Raw genomic sequence first — 23,428 nt, 5'->3', positions numbered from 1 at the left:
TCGTCAGTCCGTGATGAGCTTTTCCACCGTGCGCAGGTTGCGCGTGGTGGTGCTCGACTTGTAGCGGGTCTTCGCCAGCAGCTTCGCCACCGGCGTGTCCAGGCTTTCGCCGCGCGGGCATTGCCAGTACAGCACGCCATCGCCGCGCACCAGCTGTTCGACTTCGGCATCGACCGTGCCGGCCTTCTCCATGATCTCGTCGAGCATCGCGGCATCGGAGCCGAACACGAGGTACGGATGGTGCGTGTCGTCGATGCGTTCGAAGGGATAGCTTGCCGCCATGTCGGCCACCTGCGTCTGCGTGCGCAGCACGATCCACGCCTCGTAGCCGAAGCACTGGCGCAGCGCTTTCTCGATGCGCGTGCGCAGCGCGGCGGCATCGGGCGCGTCGGTGTCGAACAGCACGTTGCCGCTGGCGAGCACCGTGCGCACCGCGCCGAAGCCGAGTTCGTCAGTGAACAGCGCCTTCAGGTCGGCGCTCTTGATCGTGATGCCGTTGACGTTCACGCCGCGCAGCAGCGCGACGTAGCGGGTCAGCGGCGCGTGCTTTTTCTTCGGGCTTGCCATGGCGTTGTTGCGTGCGGCCCGAAAAGGCTCAGCGCAGGCCGCCGCCCGACGCGTTCTCGTTGCGCTGGATCAATTCAATCTTGTAGCCGTCAGGGTCCGTCACGAAGGCGATCACCGTCGTGCCGCCCTTGACCGGACCGGCCTCGCGCGTCACGTTGCCGCCCGAGGCCTTGATCTTGTCGCAGGCCGCGTACGCATCGGGCACGCCGAGCGCGATGTGGCCGTAGGCGGTGCCGAGTTCGTAGCTCTCGGTGCCCCAGTTGTAGGTGAGCTCGATCTCGGCCTGGTCGGGGTTGCCGTTGCCGTAGCCGACGAAAGCCAGGCTGTACTTGTACTCGGGGTTTTCCGACGTGCGAAGCAGCGTCATGCCGAGCACCTGCGTGTAGAAGTCGATGGAGCGCTGGAGATTGCCAACGCGCAGCATGGTGTGGAGAAGTCGCATCTCGTGGGTCGTGTCGTTAGGGGGAGGGCGCTATTGTCGCCCTCTGCTCCTGGCGATCAAGCTGCCAACGTCAGCAGGTGCGCCTGGTGCTTCTTCAGAAAATCCATCAGGTGCTGCGGGTACTCGGGCACCACCGCCGCACGCACGCTGGGGCGTGCCGCCAGCGCATGGCGCCAGGCATCTACCTTCGGCAGCGCGTCGAACAGGTGCGAATCGCTGATCGCGTCGAACACCTCGAAGTAGCGGAACACCGGCGCGAACACCGCATCGACGAGGCTGAAGGCCTCGCCCGCGAAGTACGGGCCTTGCCCCAGCGCGGCTTCGACGCGCGCGAACTTGGCGGCCAATGCCTCGCGCTTCTGCGCGAACACGGCGGCGTCCTGCGTGGTCTCGTAGCCCCACAGGTCGGCGAGGATGGCCGAGCCGAATTCCATCCATGCGCGATGCTGCGCACGTGCGAGCGGGTCTTCGGGGTGCAGGCGGGCGCCGGGTTGCGTCTCCTCGAGGTATTCGCAGATCACGTTGCTCTCGAACAGCACAGCCTCGGTGCCGTCGGGCTGCTGCACTTTCAGCAGCGGCACCTTGCCGAGCGGCGAGATGTCGAGGAACCACTGGGGCTTGTTCGCGAGATCGATCACGACGCGCTCGAAGGGCACGTTTTTCTCGTGCAGCGCGATGGCGGCGCGTTGCACGTAGGGGCACAGCAGGTGGCTGACGAGGGTGAGGGCTTGGGTCATCAGGGCGTTCCGTTCTCGAAGAAATGAGGTGGTCAGGATCGCCGCGATTCTTGCGGTCCTGAACAACCTTTTCCCGAAAAGCCCATTCGACAAACGGGCCCCTTGTGCTAGAGCACTCTACGGCGCTGGCGAGGGCGCCGTCTCCAGCCAGTGCGTGATCCGCCCGTTGTGCATCACCCCGATGCGGTCGGCCATCGCATGTGCCTCGGCCTCGTTGTGCGTGACGAGGATCGCGGTCTGGCCGGCCTTCTTCAGGATGCCGCGCACCTCGGCGGTCAGGCGTTCGCGCGTGCCGCCGTCGAGGTTGGAAAACGGTTCGTCCAGCAGCAGCACGGCGGGCGAGGGCGCCAGCGCGCGGGCCAGCGCGATGCGCTGCTGCTGGCCGCCCGACAGCTCGTGTGGGTAGCGCTCGCCGGCTTCGGCCAGGCCGACCAGCGCGAGCATCTCGGCCACGCGTGTCTGCTGCGCCGCGCGGTCCAGCCGGCGCAGGCCGAAGGCCACGTTCTTCGAGGCCGACAGGTGCGGGAACAGCGCGTACTCCTGGAACATCATGCCCACGCGCCGCTGCTCGGGTGGCAGGTGCTTCTGGGGCGACGACAGCAGCGTGTCGCCCAGGCGGATGGTGCCGTCGCGCACGGGTTCGAAACCGGCGATGGCGCGCAGCACGGTGGTCTTGCCGCAGCCCGAGGGGCCGAAGAGGCAGGCGATCTCGCCCGCGGGCAGGTCCAGCGAGAAGCCGTCGACCACGGTGTGCGGGCCGCGCGGCGTGTCGTACGCGAGTTGGAGCGAGTCGAGATGAAGCGGGGAACTCATGAAGGGTCCGTGTCGGGTGGTGTCACCGCCGGTGTCGCACCGAGCTGGTTGCGCGCCAGCAGCACCACCGGCAGCAGGCCGGCGACCACGATGGCCAGCGCGGCGATCGCGCCTTCCTCGTAGGTGCCGCGCGCGGCCTCGGCGTAGAGCCAGGTGGCGAGGGTGTCGAAATTGGCCGGGCGCAGCAGCAGCGTGGCCGGCAGTTCCTTCATGGCGTCGACGAAGACCAGCAGCGCGCCGGCCGCGATGGCGGGCTGCAGCAGCGGAAGGTGCACGCGGCGCAGCGTGCCGCCGGTGGTTTCGCCGAGCAGGCGCGAGGCCTGCTCGATGGCGGGCGGAATGCGCGCCAGTCCGGCCTCGATGCCGCCCACGGGCATCGCAAGAAAGCGGATCGCGCAGGCCACGACCAGCACGATGCCCGCGCCCATCAGCGGCAGGCCTTGCCAGCCCATCGCGCCGGCCAGCGCCGCGTCGAAGGCCAGGGCCGGCGTCAGCAGGCCGATGGCGAGCACCGTGCCCGGCACCGCATACCCCAGCGTCGCCGCGCGCGCCTGCCAGCGTGCACGGTTGAGGCTCGTGCCCTGGCTGCGCGAGGCCCAGGCCACGACCAGTCCCGCCGCCACGGCCACCACCGTCACGCCAGCCGCCAGCGCCAGCGTGTTGCCGAGGCTGGCCACGAGGCCCTGCGAAATGCCGCCGCCCTGATGCAGCCGCTTGCCGCTTTCCCAGACCAGGTACAGCGCGGGTGCCACGAAGCCGATCAGCACCGGCAGCGCCGCTGTGGCGGTCGCCGCCCAGGCCGCACCGCCGTGCAGGCGACGCGGCTGCACCGCGCGCATGCGCTGCGTGGAGCCGAAGCGCTGGTGCTGGCGGCCGTTGCGTTCGAGCCAGACCAGCGCCACCACCACGAACAGCATCGCGCAGGCGATCTGCGCGGCGCCGGCCAGGTCGGAGCGCGTGATCCAGGTGGTGTAGACCGCCACCGTGAGCGTGTTCACGCCGAGGAATTCGGAGGCGCCGATGTCGTTGAGCGTTTCGAGCAGCGCCAGGCTCAAGCCGACGGCCAGTGCCGGCCGCGCGAGCGGCAGCGCCACGCGAAAGAACGCGCCGCGCCGGCTCTCGCCGAGCGTGCGCGCCGCTTCCAGCAGGTGCGCGGGCTGCGTCATGAACATCGCGCGCGCCGTCATGTAGACGTACGGGTAGAGCACGAAGCCCAGCACGAAGATCGCACCCGGCATCGAGCGCAGGTCGGGCAGGCGGAACTGGCGTGGGCTGTCGAAGCCCAGCATCCAGCGGATCGCGCCCTGCACGGGGCCGATGGGATGCAACAGGTCGAGGTAGGCGAAGGCGACGATGTAGGTCGGCATCGCCAGCGGCAGCAGCAGCGCCCAGTTGAGCACGCCGCGGCCGGGGAAATCATGTGCCGTGACCAGCCAGGCGCAGCCGGTGCCGATCACGAGGACGAGGATGCCGACGCCCGCGAGCAGCAGCGCCGTGTTGAGCGCCGCCTGCGGCAGCACGTGCGCGAACAGCGGCCCCCAGTGGCCGACGCCCGAGCCGAACGCGAGCCAGGCCAGCGTGAGCACCGGCGCGAGCACGCCGAGCGCAATGAGCAACGACGCGCAGCGCCACGCCGGGCCCGCGGCGCGCAGGCCCGGCGGCTGGCGCCGCGACATCAGCATTCAGTCGCCGGCACGGCGTGCCCGGCCATGCAAGGTCACTGGTCGAAGCCGACCTTGTCCACCAGGGCGCTGGCCTGCTTGCGGTGCTTGGCAATCTCGGTCAGCGGCAGCGGGTCGACCTTCAGCGCGCCGATGGTCTGGCCGATGATCGGGTCGAGGGCCACGCCCTTGCGCACCGGGTATTCGTAGTTGGTCTGGGCGTAGAGCGCCTGTGCCGGCTCCGACACCAGGAACTCGAGCAGCTTGACCGCATTGGCGCGTTGCGGCGCGTTCTTGGCCACGGCCGCGCCGCTGATGTTCACGTGCGTGCCGCCGCTCTTGGCGTTGGCGAAGGTCGGACGGATCACCTTGATGGCGTCGCCCCACTTGCGCGCGTCGGTGCCTTCCTTGGCGCTCTTCATCTGGCCGACGTAGTACGAGTTGGCCACGCCGATGTCGCAGATGCCGCCGAGGATGTCGCGCGCCACGTCGCGGTCGCCGCCGGTCGCCTTGCGCGCCAGGTTGGCCTTGACGCCGCGCAGCCACTGCTCGGTCTTGGCCTCGCCGTCGTGCGCGATCATTGCGGCCACCAGGGCCGTGTTGTAGGGGTGCTGGCCGGCGCGGATGCAGACCTTGCCCTTGTACTTCGGGTTGGCCAGGTCTTCGTAGCGGAAGCTGGTCAGCGGCTGGTTCTTGTCGGCGTACAGCACGCGGGCGCGCAGCGAAAGCGCGAACCACTGGCCGTCGGCGCCGCGCAGGTTGGCCGGAATGGCCGACTCGAGCGCGGCCGACTTCACCGGCTGCGTCACGCCGCCTTCGACGAGGTCGACGAGGTTGCCGATGTCCACGGTCATCAGCACGTCGGCCGGCGAGCGGGCGCCTTCGGCCTTCACGCGTTCCAGCAGGCCGTCCTTCACGAACACCGTGTTCACCTTGATGTTGCTCTGCGCGCTGAACGCCGAGATGAGCGGCTGGATCAGCGCAGCCTCGCGCGTCGTGTAGAGCGTGAGCTCGTCGGTGGCGGCGTGCGCGGGCAGGGCGGCAAGGGCGAGCCAAGCAGCGGAAACGCCGAGCAGGGCGTGCGCCACGCGGCCCTGGGAGCCGGAACGGTCGGTCATGAGGGATCCTCCAGGTGCGGTGAGGTGTTCTATGGGGAAAGTCATCGGCGACGACGGAGCGTGTCGCTGATGCGAACAATTATCACTGACGGGGAGGAGCGGGTTTTCCTTTTGGCTTACAGCTTGAGGGCCTACTTGAAACGCGAAACGCCTCACCGCCCCGCCGGCACCTCGAACACCAGGCACGTCGTCGTCGCATGCGCATACAGCGTGCCGTCCGCCCCGACCAGCCGCGCCTCGGCGGTGGCGAGCTGCTTGCCGCAGTGGATCACCTTGCCTTCGGCGCGCACGCGCTGCACCTTCGGTGTGAGGCCCTTGACGTAGTTCACGCTGAGCTCGGCGGTGGTGTAGGCGCGGCCGGGCGGCATCATGGTGTGGACCGAGCAGCCCAGGGCGGAGTCGAGCATCGTGGCGACCCAGCCGCCGTGGATGGTGCCCAGCGGGTTCAGGTGCTGCGGCAGCGGCGTGCCCTGGAAGATGGCGATGCCCCGGCTGACCGAGACGATCGTGAAGTCAAGCGTCTTGGCGATGGCGGCATAGGGAATCTCGCCGTTGAGCATGGCCTGCATGACCTCCAGGCCGGTCTTGCCCGCGACCTGCTCGGGGCGCGCGAGCCCGGGGCCGGGGCCGGGGCCGTTGTCGAGGCGCTCGACGATCTGCCGTTCTTCGGCGATCCATGCGTCGAGCAGGTGGATGGGGGTGTCGGTGGAAGCTTGCTGCGTCATGCCTGTGTTCCTGCTGGGGGCTTTGATGAGTGGGGTTGATTGCATATGCAATAGTTGCACATACAATAATATCCCATGGACACACCGACCCAACCCCGCGGCTGCACCAGCTTCAAGGTGCGACAGCTTTCGCGCCGCCTGTCGCAGCACTACGACGCCGAGGTATCGCGCAGCGGCCTGAAGACCACGCAGTACTCGCTGCTGTCGCACCTGGCGCGGCTCGGTCCTTCGCGCCCGGTCGACCTGGCGGGCGAACTCAAGATGACCGCGTCGACCCTGAGCCGCAACCTGCAGCCGCTGATCGCCGCGGGCTTCATCGCGCAGGGTGCAGGCGCCGATGCGCGCAGCCTGCTGGTGCAGCTCACCGAAACGGGCGAGGCCAAGCGCCGCGAAGCGCAGCAGCACTGGAAGGCGGCGCAGCAGAAGATCAATGCGCTGCTGGGCGTGGAGCGTGTGCTCGCGTTGCACCAGCTGATCGATGAAGCGATGGACCTGCTGGGCGCCGACGACGAGCCCGCCATCGAAGACTGAGCGTCTTTCCCCGCCGAGCGATACCGAGATCCCGACATTTTTCTCACTGCGCGCAGAGGCTGAGCGCGCGAGTGCGTTGCCTGCGTTGCCGTTTTTCCTCCTCCATTCAATTCCAACAGCAGAGGTTCCATGTTCGCCACCCACGTCTCCGCATGGCTGCAACGCCGCGGCATCCACTACGGCTGGATCGTCGCGGCCGTCACCTTCCTGACCATGCTCACCATGTCGGCCGCGCTCGGCCTGCCGGGCGCGATGATGAAGCCGCTCGGCGACGAGTTCGGCTGGAGCACCGAGCAGATCTCGTCCGCGCTCGCGCTGCGCTTTGCACTGTTCGGCCTCATGGGCCCGTTCGCCGCGGTGCTGATGGAGCGCTACGGCCTGCGCGCGGTGATGTGCGCCGGCCTCACGCTGGTCGGGCTGGGCATGGCGCTGGTCACCACGGCCTCGCAGCTGTGGCAGCTCTTCGTGCTGTGGAGCCTGATGCTCGGCCTGGGCACCGGCATGACGGCGCTGGTGCTCGGCGCCGTGGTGGCCAACCGCTGGTTCGTGGCGCGGCGCGGCCTGGTCGTGGGCATGCTCACGGCCAGTGCGGCCACCGGGCAGCTGGCCTTCTTGCCGCTGGCGGCCTGGATGATCGAGCACTGGGGCTGGCGCTCGGCCATCGTGCCGATCGTGGTCGGCAGCGTGGTGATTGCGCTGCTCGCGCTGTGCCTGGTGCGCAACCGGCCGTCGGACATCGGCCTGCTGCCCTACGGTGAAGCGCCCGGCACGCAGCCGGCGCCGGCACCCGCCTTCACGATGAACTTCGCCACGCCGTTCCGTGTGCTGCGCGAAGTGGCGACCAACCGCACCTTCCTGATCCTGGCCGGCACTTTCTTCATCTGCGGCCTGAGCACCAACGGCCTGGTGCAGACGCACTTCATCTCGCTGTGCGGCGACTACGGCATGAGCGCCGTGCCCGCCGCCTCGGTGCTCGCGATGATGGGCGCCTTCGACTTCGTCGGCACCATCCTGTCGGGCTGGCTCTCCGACCGCTATGACAACCGCAAGCTGCTCTTCTGGTATTACGGCCTGCGCGGGCTGTCGCTGTTCTGGCTGCCGCACTCCGAATTCACGATCTACGGGCTGGGCCTCTTCGCGATGTTCTACGGCCTCGACTGGATCGCCACCGTGCCGCCGACCGTCAAGCTTGCGGGCGCGGCCTTCGGCCCCGCGAAGGTCGGGCTGGTGTTCGGCTGGATCTTCGCGGCCCACCAATTGGGTGCGGCCGCTGCGGCCTACGGCGCGGGCTTTGCGCGCACGCTGCTGCTGACCTACACGCCCGCGCTGTACACGGCGGGCGCGGCCTGCCTGTTCGCGGCGGTGATCGTGATGGCGATCCGCCGCCCCGCCAAGACCGCTGCCGCACCGGGTGCGGCCACCACCAGCGCCGCCGCGCGCGCCTGAACGCCGGAGACCCGCATGACCACCCCGCAAAACAACAGCGACCTCGACCCGCGCACGCGCCGGCTGCTCGAAGCACCCATCATTCCCACCCTGCTGCGGCTCGCCGCGCCCAATGTGCTCGTGATGCTGGCCCAGGCCTCCGTCGGCCTCATCGAGACCTACTTCGTCGGCAAGCTCGGCACCGACGCGCTGGCCGGCATGGCGCTGGTGTTCCCCATCGTCATGCTGATGCAGATGACCTCCAGCGGCGCGATGGGCGGCGGCATCGCCTCGTCGATCGCGCGTGCGCTGGGCGCGCGCCGCCGCGGCGATGCCGATGCGCTGGTGTGGCACGCGGTGGTCATCGCGCTCGGCTTCGGCCTGTGCTTCACGCTCGCGCTGCTGCTGGGCGGGCGCTGGCTCTACGGCGTGATGGGCGGCTCGGGCGCCGCGCTGGAAGCCGCGCTCACGTACTCGAACTGGGTGTTCGCGGGCGCGGTGCTGGTGTGGCTCTTCAACTCGCTGTCCGCGATCATCCGCGGCACCGGCAACATGGCGGTGCCGGCCAACGTGACGGTGGTGGGCGTGGTGTTCCTCATTCCGGCGTCGCCGCTGCTGATCTTCGGCATCGGGCCGTGGGGCGGCATGGGCATCGCGGGCGGGGCGCTGGCGCTCTTGCTGTACTACCTGCTGGGCTCGCTCGCGCTCATCGCCTACCTGCGCTCGCCGCGCAGCCTGCTGCGGCCCACGCTGGCGGCGTTCCAGATGCGCTGGCCGCTGTTCCGCGACATCCTGCGCATCGGCCTGATCGGCACGGTGTCGACGGTGGCGACCAACCTGTCGATCGGCATCGCCACCGCGCTCACCGGCCACTTCGGCGCGGGCGCACTGGCCGGTTACGGCACCGCGTCGCGGCTCGAATATCTGCTGGTGCCGCTGGTGTTCGGCCTGGGCGCGCCGCTGGTCGCGATGGTCGGCACCTGCATGGGCGCGGGGCTGCGCGAGCGCGCGCTGCGTGCCACCTGGGCCGGCGCGGCGCTGGCCTTCGGCATGGCCGAGCTCATCGGGCTGGCGGCCGCGCTGTTCCCGCGTCCGTGGCTGATGCTGTTCGGTCATGACCCCGTGATGCTCGAGACCGGCGCACACTACCTGCGCGTGGTGGGGCCGCTCTACGGTTTCTTCGGCGTCGGGCTGGTGCTGTACTTCGCCTCGCAGGGCGCGGGCCGGCTGCTGTGGCCGGTGATCGGCAACATCGCGCGGCTCGCCGTGGCGGGCACTGGCGGATGGCTGGCGCTGCGCTGGGGCGGCGGGCTCACCGGCGTGTTTGCGGCGCAGGGCGTGGCGCTGGTGGTGTACGGCATCGTCATCGCCTCAGCCATCGCGGGCGGCGCGTGGTTCGGCCGCGTCGGCTGGCCGCGCACGACGCAGGGTTTGCTGCGCCGCGTGGCACAGGCCTGAAGCGCCCCGGTTTTCTTTTCAACGAAAGGCTCGTCATGCAGATCAAGGATTCCGTCGTCTTCATCACCGGCGCCAACCGGGGGCTCGGCCTGGCGTTTGCCAAGGCGGCACTCGCGGCCGGCGCGCGCAAGGTCTACGGGGCTGCGCGCGACCCGAAGAGCATCACGCTGGCGGGCGTCGTGCCCGTGGCGCTCGATGTCACGCAGCCCGCGCAGATCGAGGCCGCCGTGCGTGCCTGCGCCGATGTGACGCTGCTGATCAACAACGCGGGCATCTCGCGCGGATCGAGCTTCCTGGGTTCGCCCGACGCGGTGGCCGCGGCGCGCGCCGAGTTCGAGACCAACTTCTTCGGCCCCTGGGCGCTCACGCAGGCCTTTGCGCCGGTGCTCGCGTCGAACGGCGGCGGTGCGGTCCTCAACGTGCTGTCAGCCCTGGCCTGGACCACGTTCCCCGGCGTGGCGACCTACAGCGCCACCAAGTCGGCGGCCTGGTCGCTGAGCAACGGCTTGCGCAACGAACTGGCGGGGCAGGGCACGCAAGTCACGAGCCTGCATGTGGCGCTCATGGACACCGACATGGCGGCGCGCATGCCAAGCCCCAAGACCTCCCCCGACGACGCGGCGCGCCAGGCGCTGGCGGGCGTGGAAGCGGGGCTGCCCGAGGTGCTGGCCGACGAGGTCACGCGCCAACTCAAGCAGAGCCTGTCGACCGAGCGGCCCGCTTATGCGAGCCCGCCGGTCTGACGTGCATCAATAGCGGTAGGGGTTGTTCGGGCGGCGGTCGTAGCGGTTGGGCACACCGTCGCCGTCGTAGTCCCGGCGGCCATGTCGGCGCTCGTCCCAGCCGCGACGGCCGTGGTCGTAGTAACCGTGGCGACGCGGGCCGTCGTAGTGGCCCGGGTAATAGTGGCGCGGGGGCGGCGGCGGTGCGTAGTAGCGGGGATGGTGCGGCGGCGGCGCCGGCGTCACATACACCTGGGCCTGGATGAACGGGCCGCCGGCCTGGGCATGGGCGGGTGCGGTGAGGGCGGCCAGCGAGAGCAGGGCGGCGGCACCGAAGGCGAATGTCAGCTTTTTCATGGCGACTCCTGAGGAGTGGTTGCGATGCCTCATCGTCGCGCCATTGTGTGAAGTTCTTGTAAGCCGGAAGCGAAATCGCATGAAGAGCTGTAAGCCGCTGCGCCCCCGCTTTTTCAGCGTTGCGGTGCCGGCAGCATGCGCCGCAGCGCTTCGAAGAACAGGTCGGACTGCTCCCGCTCACCCTGGATCTGCGCCGCCACGTGCGCGGCCAGCTCGGCGTTGACGGGCACGAGCGGGCGGCCGGTCGATTGCGCGATCACCTGGTGCAGGCAGGCGCGCTCCAGGTAGTACAGGTCGTCATACGCGTGCGCGATGGTGCCGCCCGCCACGATCACGCCGTGGTTCGCGAGAAAGGCCACGTCCTTGCCCGCCATGGCGCGCGCGATGCGTTCGCCCTCGGCATCGTCGAGCGCCAGGCCGTTGTACTCGGCGTCGATGGCGATGCGGTTCATGTAGCGCATCGCGTTCTGGCTGGCGGTCGGGTCGAGTGCGCGATCGACCGTGAGCGTCAACGCCGTCGCGTAGGGCATGTGGCAATGCAGCACCACGGCGTGGCCCGTGAGCCGATGCACTGCGCCGTGGATGAAGAGCGCCGTGGGCTCCACGCGGTGACGGCCCGCGAGCACTTCGCCGTGCACGTCGATCAGCACGATGTCGTCGGGGCCGATCTCGCTCCAGTGCAGCCCGCGTGGGTTGATGAGGTAGCGGTCCTGCGCGCCCGGCAGCAACACGCTGAAATGGTTGCACACACCTTCGGACAGGCCGTGGTGGGCCGCGGCACGCAAGGCGAGCGCGAGGTCTTCGCGCAACTGGCGCACGGCGGGGCTGGCGTATTCGGAATCGGCGGACATCGCGGGGTCTCCTTCTTTCTTGTGAGGGGTGAGTCGTGTCGGATCAGGCGCGGATCAGGCCGGCCCAGGCGGCCACGAAGCGCTGCGCGTCTTCGCGCACGGCGGCGGCGCTCTTGCCGGGCTTGTAGAGCGACGAGCCGATGCCGAAGCCAGCCGCGCCGGCTGCGCGCCACGTGCCCATGTTGTCGGGCGCGATGCCGCCCACGGGCATCACGGGCGTGCCGGCCGGCAGCACCGCGAGCAGGGCCTTCACGACAGCGGGCGAGGCCAGCTCGGCCGGGAACAGCTTGAGGCCCGTGGCACCGGCTGCGAGCGCGCCGAAGGCCTCGGTCGGCGTCATCACGCCGGGCAGGCAGACCAGGCCCAGGCGCGCGGCCTCGCGGATGACGTCTGCGTTGAAGTTGGGCGACACGATCAGCTCGCCGCCGGCCGCATGCACCTCGCGCACCTGCTTCGCGTCGAGCACCGTGCCCGCGCCGACGAGGGCGTTCGGAAAGCGCTGGCGCATCAGCGCGATGCTCTCCAGCGGCTGCGGCGAATTGAGCGGCACTTCGAGCAGCCGGAAGCCGGGCTCGACGATGGCATCGCCCACATCGGCGGCTTCGGCGGGCGAGAGGCCGCGCAGGATGGCCACGAGCGGCAGGGCCTGCATCGCGGCGTTGAATTTGTCGAGAGGTGTGGTCATGCGGCGGGTGTCCGGTCGGTGTCGAGAAAGCCGGACAGCGTGTGCAGTCCGGCCCAGGTGGCTTCGGCGCCGAGCGTGCGCGTGGCAACGCCGGTGGCGCGCAGGGCCAGGGTGTAGCGCTGGGTGAGGGCGGAAGAGCCGATCAGCACGACCTCGCCGACGGCCTGCACGGATTGCGTGCGCAGTTCTTCGCCGATGAGCAGGCCCGACAGGTAGCTCGACAGCTCTTCTTTCGGCATGCGCTCGAACAGCGCGAGCGTGCGCGCGCCGAAGGCGTTGTGCAGCAGGCCGTGGCCGTTCTCGGAGCGCGTCACGCCTTCGAGGAACGCGGCTTCGTCGAGCGGCGCGGCCGCGTCGAGCGTGCGCGCGAGGATCGAGTGCTGGCTCAGCAGCGCGTAGAACTCGCCTGTCATGTAGGTGCGAAAGCCCGCGACGCGGCCCTTCTTGACCGTCGCCCACTTGTTGTGGGTGCCGGGCAGCACGAAGACACCGTCGTCCAGGCCGGTGATCGTCATGGCGCCGAGGATCTGCACCTCTTCGCCGCGCATCACATCGGGCACGCCGGCGTGTTCGTCGCTGAGGCCCGGAACGATCGCGATGCGTGCGCCGGGGATGGCATTGATGTCGATGATCTTGCGGCCGACTTCCACGCGGCCTGCGGGGCAGGCGCAGTAGGGCGCTTCGATCCAGCCCTGCTTGCTGCCGGCCATGCCGGAGATCAGGCAGCGCGTGTTTTCCAGGCGCATCCAGTCGCCGAACAGCGACTGGAACACGGCGGGGAAGCCGCCTTCGGGCACGGTGAGGATGCCGCGGGCGTCGCTGCGTTCTTCGATGACGTGTCCGCTCGGGTCGAGCAATGCACCGCGTAGCGAGCTTGTGCCCCAGTCGATGGCGATGAGTCTTGTCATGTCTGTCGTCTGCTGCGTTTTGGAGAGTTTGTTCGGGGCACGTGCCCAGGCCACCGGGTACTTCCCTCCGCGAATGTCCCCCGCTTCGCTCCTCCTTGATTTCGCTGCGGGAAGCACCCAGTGTCCTGGGCACAAGGCACGCTGTGGGTGCTCGCCGATCAACGACTGCTGCGAACAACGGTCACGTCGATGGGGTGCCTTGCGCAGCGAAATCAAGGAGGAGCCCGAAGGGCGGGGGACATTCGCGGAGCAAGGTTCCCCCTCGGCGGGAGCGTCGCCCCGAACATCCAGATCAGTGATTGTCTCGCGGCACAAAAGCCCCGCGACGCCCGCGCAGAAAGTCCAGGTCCGCGCCCTGGTCGGCCTGCAGCACCGTGTCGACATAGAGCTTCCAGTACCCCGAGTCGAGCGGTGCCTTGGGCGCCACCCACTTCGCGCGGCGCTTCGCCAGTTCTTCGTCGCTTACATGCAGGTGCAGCCTGCGGTTCGGCACGTCGAGCTCGACGATGTCGCCGTCCTGCACCAGCGCCAGCGGGCCGCCTGCAGCCGCTTCAGGCGCGGTGTGCAGAACGACGGTGCCGTAGGCCGTGCCGCTCATGCGCGCGTCGCTGATGCGGACCATGTCGGTGATGCCCTTGCGCAGCACCTTCGGCGGCAGCGGCATGTTGCCCGCCTCGGCCATGCCGGGGTAGCCCTTGGGGCCGCAGTTCTTGAGCACCATGATGCAGTGCTCGTCGATGTCCAGGTTCTCGTCGTCGATGCGCTTGTGCAGGTCGTCTGCGCTCTCGAACACCACCGCGCGGCCCTTGTGCACGAGCAGCTCGGGCGTGGCCGCGCTGGGCTTGATGATGGCGCCGTTGGGCGCGAGGTTGCCGCGCAGCACGCAGATGCCGGCCTTGTCCTTGAAGGGCTCGGCCTGGGTGCGGATGACCTGCGGGTTGTAGTTCTCTGCGTCCTTCACGTTCTCCCACACGCTCTGGCCGGTGACGGTGAGGATGTCCTTGTGCAGGTGGTCGGCGATTTCCTTGATGACCACCGGCAGGCCGCCCGCGTAGCAGAAGTCTTCCATCAGGAACTGGCCCGAGGGCTGCAGGTTCACGAGGCAGGGCAGGTCGGCGGCGAGGCGGTCGAAGTCGTCGAGCGTGAGCTCGACACCCATGCGGCCCGCAATGGCCAGCAGGTGGATCACGAAGTTGGTCGAGCCGCCGATGGCCGCGTTGACCTTGATCGCGTTCTCGATCGCCTGGCGCGTGAGGATCTTCGACATGTTCATGTCTTCATGCACCATGTCGACGATGCGCCGGCCGGCCTGGCGCGCGAGCACGTTGCGGCGGCCGTCGACGGCGGGGTAGGCCGCATTGCCCGGCAGGCCGATGCCCAGCGACTCGACCATGCTGGCCATGGTGCTGGCGGTGCCCATCGTCATGCAGTGGCCGTGGCTGCGGTGCATGCAGCTCTCGGCCTCGAAAAAATCTTGCAGCTTGAGCGTGCCGGCGCGCACCTGCTCGCTCATCTGCCACACGCCGGTGCCCGAGCCCAGCTCTTGTCCGCGCCATTTGCCCGAAAGCATCGGGCCGCCCGACACGCCGATGGTCGGCAGGTCGACGCTGGCCGCGCCCATCATCAATGCGGGCGTGGTCTTGTCGCAGCCCATGAGCAGCACGACGCCGTCGAGCGGGTTGCCGCGAATGCTCTCTTCGACGTCCATGCTCGCGAGGTTGCGGTACAGCATGGCGGTGGGGCGCAGGAGCGTCTCGCCGAGCGACATCACGGGGAACTCGAGTGGAAAGCCGCCGGCTTCGTACACACCGATCTTCACCTGCTCGGCGAGCGTGCGGAAGTGCGAGTTGCAGGGCGTGAGTTCGCTGAAGGTGTTGCAGATGCCGATGACCGGGCGACCGTCGAACTGGTCGTGCGGCACGCCCTTGCCTTTCATCCAGCTGCGGTAGATGAAACCGTCGCGGTCATGGCGACCGAACCACTGCTGGCTGCGCAGTTCGCTGGCGGGCTTTTTCTTGGGGGCGTTGCTCATGGGATGTGTCTCTTCGTCGTTGATCTGGAGCGGAATCCTCAGGGTTTTTCCTGCGGGACGACCGTTTCAATCATCATATGATAAGCGTGACGAGCTCGCGCGCATTCAGGGTTTTCGAGTGGCAGGCACAGGCAAAACCGCTTGGAACCGACCTCGCTACGGGCAGAGAAACCAGCACCGGACATCACCAGAACCACACACCCCAGGCAGGCATGATCAAGAACGTTCACGGCAACACGGTCGATCGCATCGGCAGCGACATCGTCGCGGGCCGCTATGCGCCTGGCGCGTCGATTCCGCCGGAGCCGCTCTTGTGCGAAGAGCTCGGGGTGAGCCGGACCGTGGTGCGCGAATCGATCAAGTCGCTGATCGCCAAGGGCCTCGTGACCAGCGGTCCGAAAGTGGGCACGCGCGTGCAGCCGCCCGACCAGTGGAACTGGTTCGATGCCGACGTCATCGTCTGGCAGACGCAGGCGGGCCTGTCGGCCGAGTTCCTGCGCGACCTGCAAGACCTGCGCCGCGTGGTCGAGCCCGCCGCGGTGGCGCTGGCCGCGCAGCGCGCCACCGCCGATGACATCGCCGGCATGGAGGACGCCTATGCGGGCATGAAGCGCGCCATCGAGTTCGGCGGCGACTACATCACGCCCGACCTGCGTTTTCACCAGGGCCTCATCCGCTCCAGCCACAACCGCATGCTGGTGCAGATGAGCCGTGCGCTGGGCGCGCTGCTGCGCACCAGCTTCGAGATATCGACCTCCCGCAAGAACGGGCCGGCGAGTTCGCTGCCGTTGCACCGCGCGGTGCTCGACGCCGTGATCGCGCGCGATCCGCCGGCCGCCGAGAAGGCGGTGCGGGTCCTCATCGACGGCGCGCGCCTCGACATCGAGACCGTGCTGGCCTCGCGCAAGAAGCTGCCGCGCATCAGCCGGCCGGCGACGCAGCTGAAGGCCTTCCCGCTCTAGGTGCGGCGCGGCCGCGCAGACAACCCATAACAACACTGGAAAGTCAGGAGACGCAGATGCTGATGCAAAGGGCAATCGACGGATTTTTTCGACTGCTGGAGTTCCTTGTCGTCGTGTGCATGGTGGCGATGGTCGTCATGGTGTTCGGCAACGTGGTGCTGCGCTACGGTTTCAACTCGGGCATTTCAGTGTCCGACGAGATGTCGCGCTACTGCTTCATCTGGCTCACCTACATCGGCGCCATGGTGGCGATGCGCGACGGCGCGCACCTGGGCGTCGACACGCTCATCAAGCACCTGCCGCTCATGGGCAAGAAGGTCTGCTTCTTCCTGAGCCAGTCGCTCATGTTGTTCTGCAACGTGCTCTTCTTCATGGGCACCTACGAGATGCACGAACTGCAGGTGACCAACATCTCGCCCGTGGTCGGCATCTCGATGATCTGGATCTACGGCATCGGCTATGTGGTGTCGGTGGTGATGGCCGTCTTCAACATCGACAAGCTCTGGCGATTGTTCCGGGGCAGGGTGCCCGACCAGGAGCTGATCCAGGTCATGGAATCCGAAGAGCAGGTGCTCGACGCCGCCGCACACGGGAAGGTGGCGCAATGACCGTCACGATCTTCATCGTCTCGCTGCTCGGCGCCATGGCACTGGGCATTCCGATCTCGTACTCGCTGCTGGTGTGCGGCGTCTCGCTGATGGGCTGGCTGGCCTACACCGGCGGACTGCCGGCCTTCGACAGCCAGATCATTGCGCAGCGCTTCGTCGACGGCGCCGACAACTTCCCGCTGCTCGCGGTGCCGTTCTTCCTGCTGGCCGGCGAGTTCATGAATGCGGGCGGGCTCAGCCGGCGCATCGTGAACCTGGCCATGGCCTGGGTCGGCCACTACCGCGGCGGCATGGGCTATGTGGCGGTGCTGGCGGCGATCATCATGGCGTCGCTGTCGGGCTCGGCCGTGGCCGACACGGCTGCGCTGGCCGCGCTCCTCATCCCGATGATGAAGGCGGCCGGCTACCGCATGAACCGGTCGGCCGGCCTCATCGCCGCGGGCGGCATCATCGCGCCGGTGATCCCGCCGTCGATCGGGCTCATCGTGTTCGGCGTGGCAGGCAACGTGTCGATCACCAAGCTGTTCCTCGCGGGCATCGTGCCCGGCATCCTCATGGGGCTGGCGGTGGGCGTGGCCTGGTGGATCGTGGCCCGAAAGGACAACGTGAAGTCCTCGCCGCGCGTGCCCTGGGGCGAGCGACTGAAGGCCACGGCGCAAGGCAGCCTGGCGCTGGCGCTGCCGGTCATCATCATCGGCGGCATGAAGTTCGGCGTCTTCACGCCGACCGAAGCAGCCGTGGTCGCGGCCGTCTATTCGCTCGTGGTGGGCCTCTTCATCTACGGCGAGCTCAAGGTCAAAGATCTGTACCGCCTCACGCTCGCGGCGGGCAAGACCACCGCGGTGGTGATGTTCCTCGTGGCGGCCGCGATGGTGAGCGCGTGGCTGATCACGGTGGCCAATATCCCGACCGAAGTGGTGGCGCTGCTCGAGCCCTTCCTGGACAACAAGATCCTGCTGATGTTCATGATGATGGTGCTGATCGTCATTGTGGGCACCGCGCTCGACTTCACGCCCACCGTGCTCATCCTCACGCCGGTGCTGATGCCCGTGGTGCTCAAGGCCGGCATCGACCCGGTGTACTTCGGCGTGCTGTTCATCATGAACAACGCCATCGGCCTGATCACGCCGCCCGTGGGCACGGTGCTCAACGTGGTGAGCGGCGTGGCGCGCATCTCGATGGACGATGCCTTCAAGGGCGTGATGCCCTTCTTCATCGCCCACCTCGTCGTGCTGTTCGCGCTGGTGTTCTTCCCGCAGCTCGTGACCGTTCCGCTCCAGTGGTGGATGGGGCGCTAGTTTTTTTCCTGTCAGTCAGTTCGTTCAACCAACCCCTCGAATCGAAGGAGACAAGCATGTTGTTTCGCAGAACCCTGATGACCGCCGCCCTCGTGGCCGGCGGCCTGCTGGCATCGACCGGCGCCCTCGCGCAATTTGCCGAACGCACGATCAAGTTCACCAACGGCGTGAACGAAGACCACCCCGTGGGCGTGGGCGTGAAGAAGATGCAGGAGGTGCTGGCCGCCAAGACCGGCGGCAAGATGAAGATCACGGCCTTCTGGGGCGGCGCCGCGGGCGGCGACCTGCCGGCCACGCAGGCGCTGCGCGCCGGCACGCAGGAAATGGTGTGCACCTCGAGCTCGCCGCTGGTGGGCATCGTGAAGGAGCTCGGCGCGTTCGACCTGCCGTTCCTCTTCGCCAACGAGAAGGAAGCCGACGCGGTGCTCGACGGTCCCGCGGGCGAGTACTTCAACAAGAAGCTCGAGGCCGCCGGCCTCGTGAACCTGGCCTACTGGGAGAACGGTTTCCGCAATCTCACCAACAGCAAGAAGCCCGTCACCAAGGCCGAAGACTTCGAAGGCGTGAAGCTGCGCGTGATGCAGAACAACATCTTCCTGGACTCGTTCAAGACCCTGGGCGCCAACGCCGTGCCCATGGCGTTCGGCGAGGTGTTCACCGCGCTCGAGACCCGCACCATCGACGGCCAGGAGAACCCCTTCGTGACCATCGAGACCTCCAAGTTCAGCGAGGTCCAGAAGTACCTGAGCGTGACGCGCCACGCCTACACGCCGTTCCTCATCCTCTACAGCAAGAAGCTGTGGGACCAGCTCAACCCGCAGGAGCAGGCCGTGCTGCGCGAGGCCGCGAAGGAAGGCCAGAAGGTCCAGCGCGAGGCCAACCGCGCGCTCAACGAGAAGTCGCTGGCCAGCCTGCGCAAGACGATGACGGTGAACGAGGTTTCGGCGGCCGAGCAGAAGCGCATGCTGGAGAAGGTGAAGCCCGTGTACGACAAGAACGTGCCCACCATCGGCTCGGAAGCCGTGGGCGTGGTGACCGACGCACTGAAGAAGGCGCGCGGGGGCTGATCGAGGCTTTCAGCCATGCGCTGAATGTGTGCAAGAGCCGCGCGGCATCCGCCGCTGCGGCTTTTTCTTTTTGCGGAACCCTTTTCATGAAAATCACGCAAGTCGAAACCATCCGCCTCGGCGAGTTTCCCAACATCCTGTGGGTGCGCCTGCACACCGACGAGGGCCTGGTCGGCCTTGGCGAGACCTTCATGGGCGCCGCAGCGGTCGAGGCCTACCTGCACGAGTGGGCGGCGTTCAAGCTGCTCGGCACCGACCCGCTGCAGATCGAGGCGCGCAACCGCGACATCACGGGCTACCTCGGGTGGCGCGGATCGGGCGTGGAAACGCGCGGCAACTCGGCCGTGGACATCGCCCTGTGGGACCTGTTCGGCAAGGCCGCCAACATGCCGGTGCACACGGCGCTGGGCGGCAAGAGCCGCGATGCGATCCGCATCTACAACACCTGCGCGGGCTACCAGTACATCCGCAGCGCCACCAACCAGACCAGTTCGAACTGGGGCCTGGCCAACAACAACGGCCCGTACGAAGACCTGCAGGGCTTCCTGCACCATGCCGACGAGCTGGCCGAGTCGCTGCTGTCCGAAGGCATCACGGCCATGAAGATCTGGCCCTTCGATCCGGCGGCGGAAAAAAGCCACGGGCAGTACATCAGCAACGCCGACCTCGACACCGCGCTCGAGCCCTTTCGCAAGATCCGCAAGGCGGTGGGCGGCAAGATGGACATCATGGTCGAGTTCCACAGCCTGTGGCGGCTGCCGATGGCGCAGAAGATCGCGCGCGCGCTGCAGGAGTTCGACACCTTCTGGCACGAGGACGCGATCCGCATGGACAGCCTCGACCTGCTCAAGCAGTACGCGAAGGACTGCCAGGCGCTCGTCTGCGCCAGCGAAACGCTGAGCTACAAGTGGGGCTTCAAGGACTACCTGCAGACCGGCGTGGCCGGGGTCGCGATGCTCGACCTGAGCTGGTGCGGCGGCCTCACCGAAGCGCGCAAGATCGCCGCCATGGCCGATGCCTGGCAACTGCCCGTGGCGCCGCACGACTGCACCGGGCCGGTGGTCTGGGCCGCGTCCACGCACCTGAGCCTGCATGCGCCCAATGCGCTCATCCAGGAGAGCGTGCGTGCCTTCTTCACCGGTTGGTACAAGGAACTCGTGACCGAGCTGCCGAAGGTCGAGAACGGGATGATCAGCCTCAACGACAAGCCCGGCCTCGGCCTGGAGCTGCTGCCCGACCTGCACAAGCGCGCCGATGCGATCGTGCGGGTGTCGAAAGCCTCTTAGCGCTTATCCGCGGTTGTCGTCCGTGCGCAGCCGCAGCAGGGCGCGCACGAAGCCGTGGTCCGAGCGCGAGCGGTCGCGGCCTTCGTGCAGGTGGTCGTTGAAGTAGTCGACGCGGCGCACGTCGCCCAGGCTGTGGCGGCTGGTGGCAACGAACTCCTCGCTCACGAGGATCTGGTCGAGCACATCCGGAAAGCCCTGGTGGATGTGCGAATAGGCCACGTCCTTCTTGAGCGCCGATTCGCCCTGCATCTCGTAGGCGTTGAACAGCGCCACGTCGCGCGCGGCCTTGTCGTAGGCCACCTCGGACGTCGCGGCCACCAACTGCGTGGTCACGCTGTGCGGGTTGTCGTTGAAGTCGCCCATCACCACCAGCGGCACGTTGGTGCCTTGTAGCAGGTCGATCACGATGCAGCGCAGGGCCGCGGCCTCGGCGCCGCGCATCAACAAGGAGCGCAACGAGGCCATGGCGCCGATCTTGCGGTCGTCGCGGTCTTCCAGGGGATTGCCCTGCGCGTCCTGCAGGAACTTGGGGCGCTTGGACTTCAGGTGCACTGTCAGCACATGCACCGGCTGGCCGTGCTTCATGCGCACGGTGACCAGCAGGGGCGGGCGCTCGAAGCGCGTGTGCGGGCCGAGGCCCGGCACGTCGACGCCGAAGCCCGGTGGAAAGTCGACGAAGGATCGCGTGCTTTCCACCTGCAGCCGCGTGACGATGCCGACGCGCGGCGTGCCTTGCGCGCCGGGCCGCCCGGGCGTGCCCGGCGGGCTTGCGGGCGGCGGCGTGTTCTCGGCGCCCGGCACCGAGACGAAGTCGTAGCGCAGGCCGCTGCGCCCGATGGCGGCTTTGAGCGCCGCCTCGTCCCACACCTCCTGCACCGCGAGCACGTCGGCGTTGAGCGCATGGATGCGCTCACCGATCCAGTCGATCTTGCGTTCGTATTCGCGCTCGTTGTAGGCGTCCTGGTTCTCGTAGTACACGCGGTTCGGGTTCGCGAGGTTGAGCAGGTTGCAGGTCGCGACGAAGAGCGTGGCGTAGTTGGGCGGGATGTAGGAGGGCATGGCCAACACATTGTGTCCTGAGACGGTGTCAATGAACCTGCCGCGCCCGCCAGCCGGTAGAAACGAAAAAGGGCACCGAAGTGCCCTTTGTGGAATCAACGCGTGTGTGCGTTTCAGCGACCGAACGAACGACCGCCGCCGCCACCGCCGCCGGAGCGGTTGCCGCCACCACCACCGCCGCCGTAGCCACCGCCACCACCCGAGCGGCCACCGCCACCGGAACGGTTGCCGCCGTAGCCACCACCGCCGCCGCCACCCGGGCGACCGCCGCGACCGCGACCACCCATGTGGTCGACGCTCGTGCGCAACGGATCCGGCTGGCCGGCCGCGCCGCCGCCTGCGACGGCTTCAGCGCGCAGGTGCGCGACCTGGTTGGCCTGCGTCGGGCTGTGGCTGTTGCCGTGATGGCGCGGTTGGCGCTCTTCATGCGGCGTGTGGTGATGCGGCTGCTGCGGTGCGCGCGGCTGGCCTTGTTGCGGGCCGCGACCTTGTGCGGGACGGGCTGCGCCCTGGCCGCGCGGACCCTGGCCCTGGCCTTGGCCGCCACCGTTGGCATTGCGGCCTTGACCGCCGCCGCCCTGGCCGCCACCGCGGCGTTGACCGCCGCCGTTGCCGCCACCACCACCGCCGCCAGCGCGTTCGCCGCCACCCTGGCCGGCCTTGTTCTCGCGGATGCGCGACATCATTTCGGTGCGGGCGGCCTTGGCGGCTGCCTGCATCACTTCGCGGCTCGGCGGACGGCCGGCGCCGCCCCAGATCGTCTGGCGACCCATGGCGATCGGCTCGGCGCGTTCGCCTTCTTCAGGACCGAAGCCCTCGACCTTCTGCACCGGAATCGTCTGCTTGGTGAAGCGTTCGATTTCCTGCATGAAGCCTTCTTCGTCCAGGCACACGAAGCTCACGGCCTCGCCGCTCGAACCGGCACGGCCGGTGCGGCCGATGCGGTGCACGTAGTCTTCGCTGACGTTCGGGATTTCGTAGTTCACGACGTGCGGCAGCTCGTCGATGTCGATGCCGCGGGCCGCGATGTCGGTGGCCACCAGCGCGCGGATGTCGCCGCTCTTGAAGCCGGCCAGTGCCTGCGTGCGGGCGCTCTGGCTCTTGTTGCCGTGCAGCGCCATCGCCTCGATGCCGTTCTTGGTGAGGAACTCGGCCACGCTGTTGGCGCCGAACTTGGTGCGCGTGAACACGAGGACCTGGCTCCACTTGTGCTCGTTGATGATGTGCGCGAGCAGCGCCTTCTTCTTGCCGCGGCCCACAGGATGGATCACCTGCGTGATGCGCTGCACCGTGGTGTTGCGCGGTGTGACCTGGATGCTTTGCGGGTTCTTGAGCAGCGAGCCGGCGAGGTCGCGGATCTCGTCGCTGAAGGTGGCCGAGAACAGCAGGCTCTGCTTTTCCTTGGGCACCAGGGCCAGGATCTTCTTCACGTCGTGGATGAAGCCCATGTCCAGCATGCGGTCGGCTTCGTCCAGGATGAGGATCTGGACCTGGCTCAGGTCGAGCATGCCTTGCTGTTGCAGGTCGAGCAGGCGGCCGGGGGTGGCCACGAGGATGTCGACACCCTTCTTGAGCTTGCTGATCTGCGAGTTCATGCCCACGCCGCCGAAGATCACGGTGGAGTCGAGCTGCAGGTACTTGCCGTAGGTGCGCACCGACTCTTCGACCTGGGCCGCGAGTTCACGCGTGGGGGTCAGCACGAGGGCACGGATGCCGATGCCGCCGAACTTGTTGGTTGCGCTGCGGCTCATGGTGAGCTTGTGCAGCATCGGCAGGGTGAAGGCCGCGGTCTTGCCGGTGCCGGTCTGGGCGCCGCCCAGCAGGTCGTGGCCGTCGAGGACCACGGGAATGGCTTGTGCCTGGATGGGGGTGGGGGTGTCGTAGCCGTGTTCGAGCACAGCCTTCAAGATGGCCGGGGCCAGCTTCAGTTCGTCAAAATTCATTGTGGAAACAACAAGCGCCATACACGGCGCAGTGGCATCGGCCCGCTTGGCGTCTTGGCGACGCCGAGCCAGTCAAGGCAGATGAAGGTCAGGGGTGGGAGCCGGAAAACCCGTTGTGATGAGGGGTTTCTTCGTCCCCGGCAGAGAGCCGGTTTGCGGGCAACTGGACCCGG

23 protein-coding genes are annotated in these 23,428 nt (G+C 67.9%); 9 read left to right on the top strand and 14 right to left on the bottom strand.

Going from position 1 to position 23,428, the window contains the following annotated elements; genetic code table 11:
- Positions 1 to 3: 3 nt before the first annotated feature.
- The 7 genes from RZE79_RS21930 to RZE79_RS21900 form a co-directional block, all read right to left on the bottom strand.
- On the bottom strand, positions 4 to 567 hold the full coding sequence (locus RZE79_RS21930; RefSeq protein WP_319356819.1) for a DUF1697 domain-containing protein: 564 nt from the start codon (positions 565 to 567) through the stop codon (positions 4 to 6).
- A 28-nt stretch (positions 568 to 595) separates the two neighbouring features.
- Positions 596 to 1,009 carry a lactoylglutathione lyase gene (gene gloA, locus RZE79_RS21925; RefSeq protein ID WP_101489461.1) on the bottom strand — a complete coding sequence of 138 codons (414 nt, stop codon included), beginning with the start codon at positions 1,007 to 1,009 and terminating at the stop codon, positions 596 to 598.
- Between the two features lie 56 nt (positions 1,010 to 1,065).
- On the bottom strand, positions 1,066 to 1,746 hold the full coding sequence (locus RZE79_RS21920; RefSeq protein WP_319356818.1) for a glutathione S-transferase family protein: 681 nt from the start codon (positions 1,744 to 1,746) through the stop codon (positions 1,066 to 1,068).
- Positions 1,747 to 1,863: 117 nt separating this feature from the next.
- Positions 1,864 to 2,559 (bottom strand): ABC transporter ATP-binding protein, encoded by a 696-nt coding sequence (locus tag RZE79_RS21915; RefSeq protein WP_319356817.1) that lies wholly within the window; start codon positions 2,557 to 2,559, stop codon positions 1,864 to 1,866.
- Positions 2,556 to 4,241 (bottom strand): iron ABC transporter permease, encoded by a 1,686-nt coding sequence (locus RZE79_RS21910; protein WP_319356816.1) that lies wholly within the window; start codon positions 4,239 to 4,241, stop codon positions 2,556 to 2,558. Before RZE79_RS21910 ends, RZE79_RS21915 begins: the two co-directional genes overlap by 4 nt.
- 35 nt (positions 4,242 to 4,276) lie before the next feature.
- Positions 4,277 to 5,338 (bottom strand): Fe(3+) ABC transporter substrate-binding protein, encoded by a 1,062-nt coding sequence (locus tag RZE79_RS21905; protein WP_319356815.1) that lies wholly within the window; start codon positions 5,336 to 5,338, stop codon positions 4,277 to 4,279.
- A 152-nt stretch (positions 5,339 to 5,490) separates the two neighbouring features.
- Positions 5,491 to 6,063 (bottom strand): PaaI family thioesterase, encoded by a 573-nt coding sequence (locus RZE79_RS21900; RefSeq protein ID WP_319356814.1) that lies wholly within the window; start codon positions 6,061 to 6,063, stop codon positions 5,491 to 5,493.
- A gap of 75 nt (positions 6,064 to 6,138) precedes the next feature.
- Here RZE79_RS21900 and RZE79_RS21895 point away from each other — a divergent pair, with 75 nt between their 5' ends.
- From RZE79_RS21895 to RZE79_RS21880, 4 genes are all read left to right on the top strand, one after another.
- A complete protein-coding gene (locus tag RZE79_RS21895; protein WP_319356813.1) occupies positions 6,139 to 6,594 on the top strand; it encodes a MarR family winged helix-turn-helix transcriptional regulator in 456 nt (151 codons plus the stop codon).
- Positions 6,595 to 6,723: 129 nt separating this feature from the next.
- Positions 6,724 to 8,040, top strand: a complete 1,317-nt coding sequence (locus tag RZE79_RS21890) for an MFS transporter (protein WP_319356812.1) — start codon at positions 6,724 to 6,726, stop codon at positions 8,038 to 8,040.
- Between the two features lie 15 nt (positions 8,041 to 8,055).
- Entirely contained in the window at positions 8,056 to 9,477 is a 1,422-nt protein-coding gene (locus tag RZE79_RS21885; protein WP_319356811.1) for an MATE family efflux transporter, read from the top strand.
- A 35-nt stretch (positions 9,478 to 9,512) separates the two neighbouring features.
- Positions 9,513 to 10,220 carry an SDR family oxidoreductase gene (locus RZE79_RS21880; RefSeq protein ID WP_319356810.1) on the top strand — a complete coding sequence of 236 codons (708 nt, stop codon included), beginning with the start codon at positions 9,513 to 9,515 and terminating at the stop codon, positions 10,218 to 10,220.
- Between the two features lie 6 nt (positions 10,221 to 10,226).
- Here the strand turns inward: RZE79_RS21880 and RZE79_RS21875 are convergent, their stop codons facing one another.
- The 5 genes from RZE79_RS21875 to RZE79_RS21855 form a co-directional block, all read right to left on the bottom strand.
- Entirely contained in the window at positions 10,227 to 10,556 is a 330-nt protein-coding gene (locus tag RZE79_RS21875) for a hypothetical protein (RefSeq protein WP_319356809.1), read from the bottom strand.
- A gap of 113 nt (positions 10,557 to 10,669) precedes the next feature.
- A complete protein-coding gene (locus RZE79_RS21870) occupies positions 10,670 to 11,407 on the bottom strand; it encodes an aldolase (RefSeq protein WP_319356808.1) in 738 nt (245 codons plus the stop codon).
- Positions 11,408 to 11,450: 43 nt separating this feature from the next.
- On the bottom strand, positions 11,451 to 12,092 hold the full coding sequence (locus RZE79_RS21865; RefSeq protein ID WP_319356807.1) for a 2-dehydro-3-deoxy-6-phosphogalactonate aldolase: 642 nt from the start codon (positions 12,090 to 12,092) through the stop codon (positions 11,451 to 11,453).
- Entirely contained in the window at positions 12,089 to 13,000 is a 912-nt protein-coding gene (locus RZE79_RS21860) for a 2-dehydro-3-deoxygalactonokinase (RefSeq protein ID WP_319356806.1), read from the bottom strand. Before RZE79_RS21860 ends, RZE79_RS21865 begins: the two co-directional genes overlap by 4 nt.
- Positions 13,001 to 13,292: 292 nt before the next feature.
- Positions 13,293 to 15,032 carry an IlvD/Edd family dehydratase gene (locus RZE79_RS21855; RefSeq protein WP_319356805.1) on the bottom strand — a complete coding sequence of 580 codons (1,740 nt, stop codon included), beginning with the start codon at positions 15,030 to 15,032 and terminating at the stop codon, positions 13,293 to 13,295.
- Positions 15,033 to 15,244: 212 nt separating this feature from the next.
- Between RZE79_RS21855 and RZE79_RS21850 the strand changes: the two genes are divergently transcribed.
- The 5 genes from RZE79_RS21850 (at position 15,245) to RZE79_RS21830 (ending at position 20,253) form a co-directional block, all read left to right on the top strand.
- On the top strand, positions 15,245 to 15,994 hold the full coding sequence (locus RZE79_RS21850) for a FadR/GntR family transcriptional regulator (RefSeq protein ID WP_319356804.1): 750 nt from the start codon (positions 15,245 to 15,247) through the stop codon (positions 15,992 to 15,994).
- 62 nt (positions 15,995 to 16,056) lie between these two features.
- Positions 16,057 to 16,602: a TRAP transporter small permease gene (locus RZE79_RS21845; RefSeq protein WP_153282815.1), complete on the top strand. Its 546-nt coding sequence runs from the start codon at positions 16,057 to 16,059 to the stop codon at positions 16,600 to 16,602.
- Positions 16,599 to 17,900: a TRAP transporter large permease subunit gene (locus tag RZE79_RS21840; RefSeq protein ID WP_319356803.1), complete on the top strand. Its 1,302-nt coding sequence runs from the start codon at positions 16,599 to 16,601 to the stop codon at positions 17,898 to 17,900. Before RZE79_RS21845 ends, RZE79_RS21840 begins: the two co-directional genes overlap by 4 nt.
- A gap of 56 nt (positions 17,901 to 17,956) precedes the next feature.
- Positions 17,957 to 18,967: a TRAP transporter substrate-binding protein gene (locus RZE79_RS21835; protein WP_153282817.1), complete on the top strand. Its 1,011-nt coding sequence runs from the start codon at positions 17,957 to 17,959 to the stop codon at positions 18,965 to 18,967.
- Between the two features lie 86 nt (positions 18,968 to 19,053).
- Positions 19,054 to 20,253: a mandelate racemase/muconate lactonizing enzyme family protein gene (locus tag RZE79_RS21830; protein WP_319356802.1), complete on the top strand. Its 1,200-nt coding sequence runs from the start codon at positions 19,054 to 19,056 to the stop codon at positions 20,251 to 20,253.
- 3 nt (positions 20,254 to 20,256) lie between these two features.
- On the opposite strand, the gene RZE79_RS21825 is transcribed toward RZE79_RS21830, so the two are convergent.
- Positions 20,257 to 21,312: an endonuclease/exonuclease/phosphatase family protein gene (locus RZE79_RS21825; RefSeq protein WP_319356801.1), complete on the bottom strand. Its 1,056-nt coding sequence runs from the start codon at positions 21,310 to 21,312 to the stop codon at positions 20,257 to 20,259.
- Positions 21,313 to 21,425: 113 nt separating this feature from the next.
- Positions 21,426 to 23,255, bottom strand: a complete 1,830-nt coding sequence (locus tag RZE79_RS21820) for a DEAD/DEAH box helicase (RefSeq protein ID WP_319356800.1) — start codon at positions 23,253 to 23,255, stop codon at positions 21,426 to 21,428.
- Between the last annotated feature and the right edge of the window lie 173 nt (positions 23,256 to 23,428).

Origin of the sequence: Variovorax sp. EBFNA2 (genome assembly GCF_033802765.1) — a bacterium.
In the GTDB taxonomy this organism is placed as follows: Bacteria; Pseudomonadota; Gammaproteobacteria; order Burkholderiales; family Burkholderiaceae_C; genus Variovorax; species Variovorax paradoxus_H.
The sequence above is the reverse complement of the archived record's forward strand: the minus strand, read 5'-3'. Positions and strand labels throughout refer to the sequence as shown.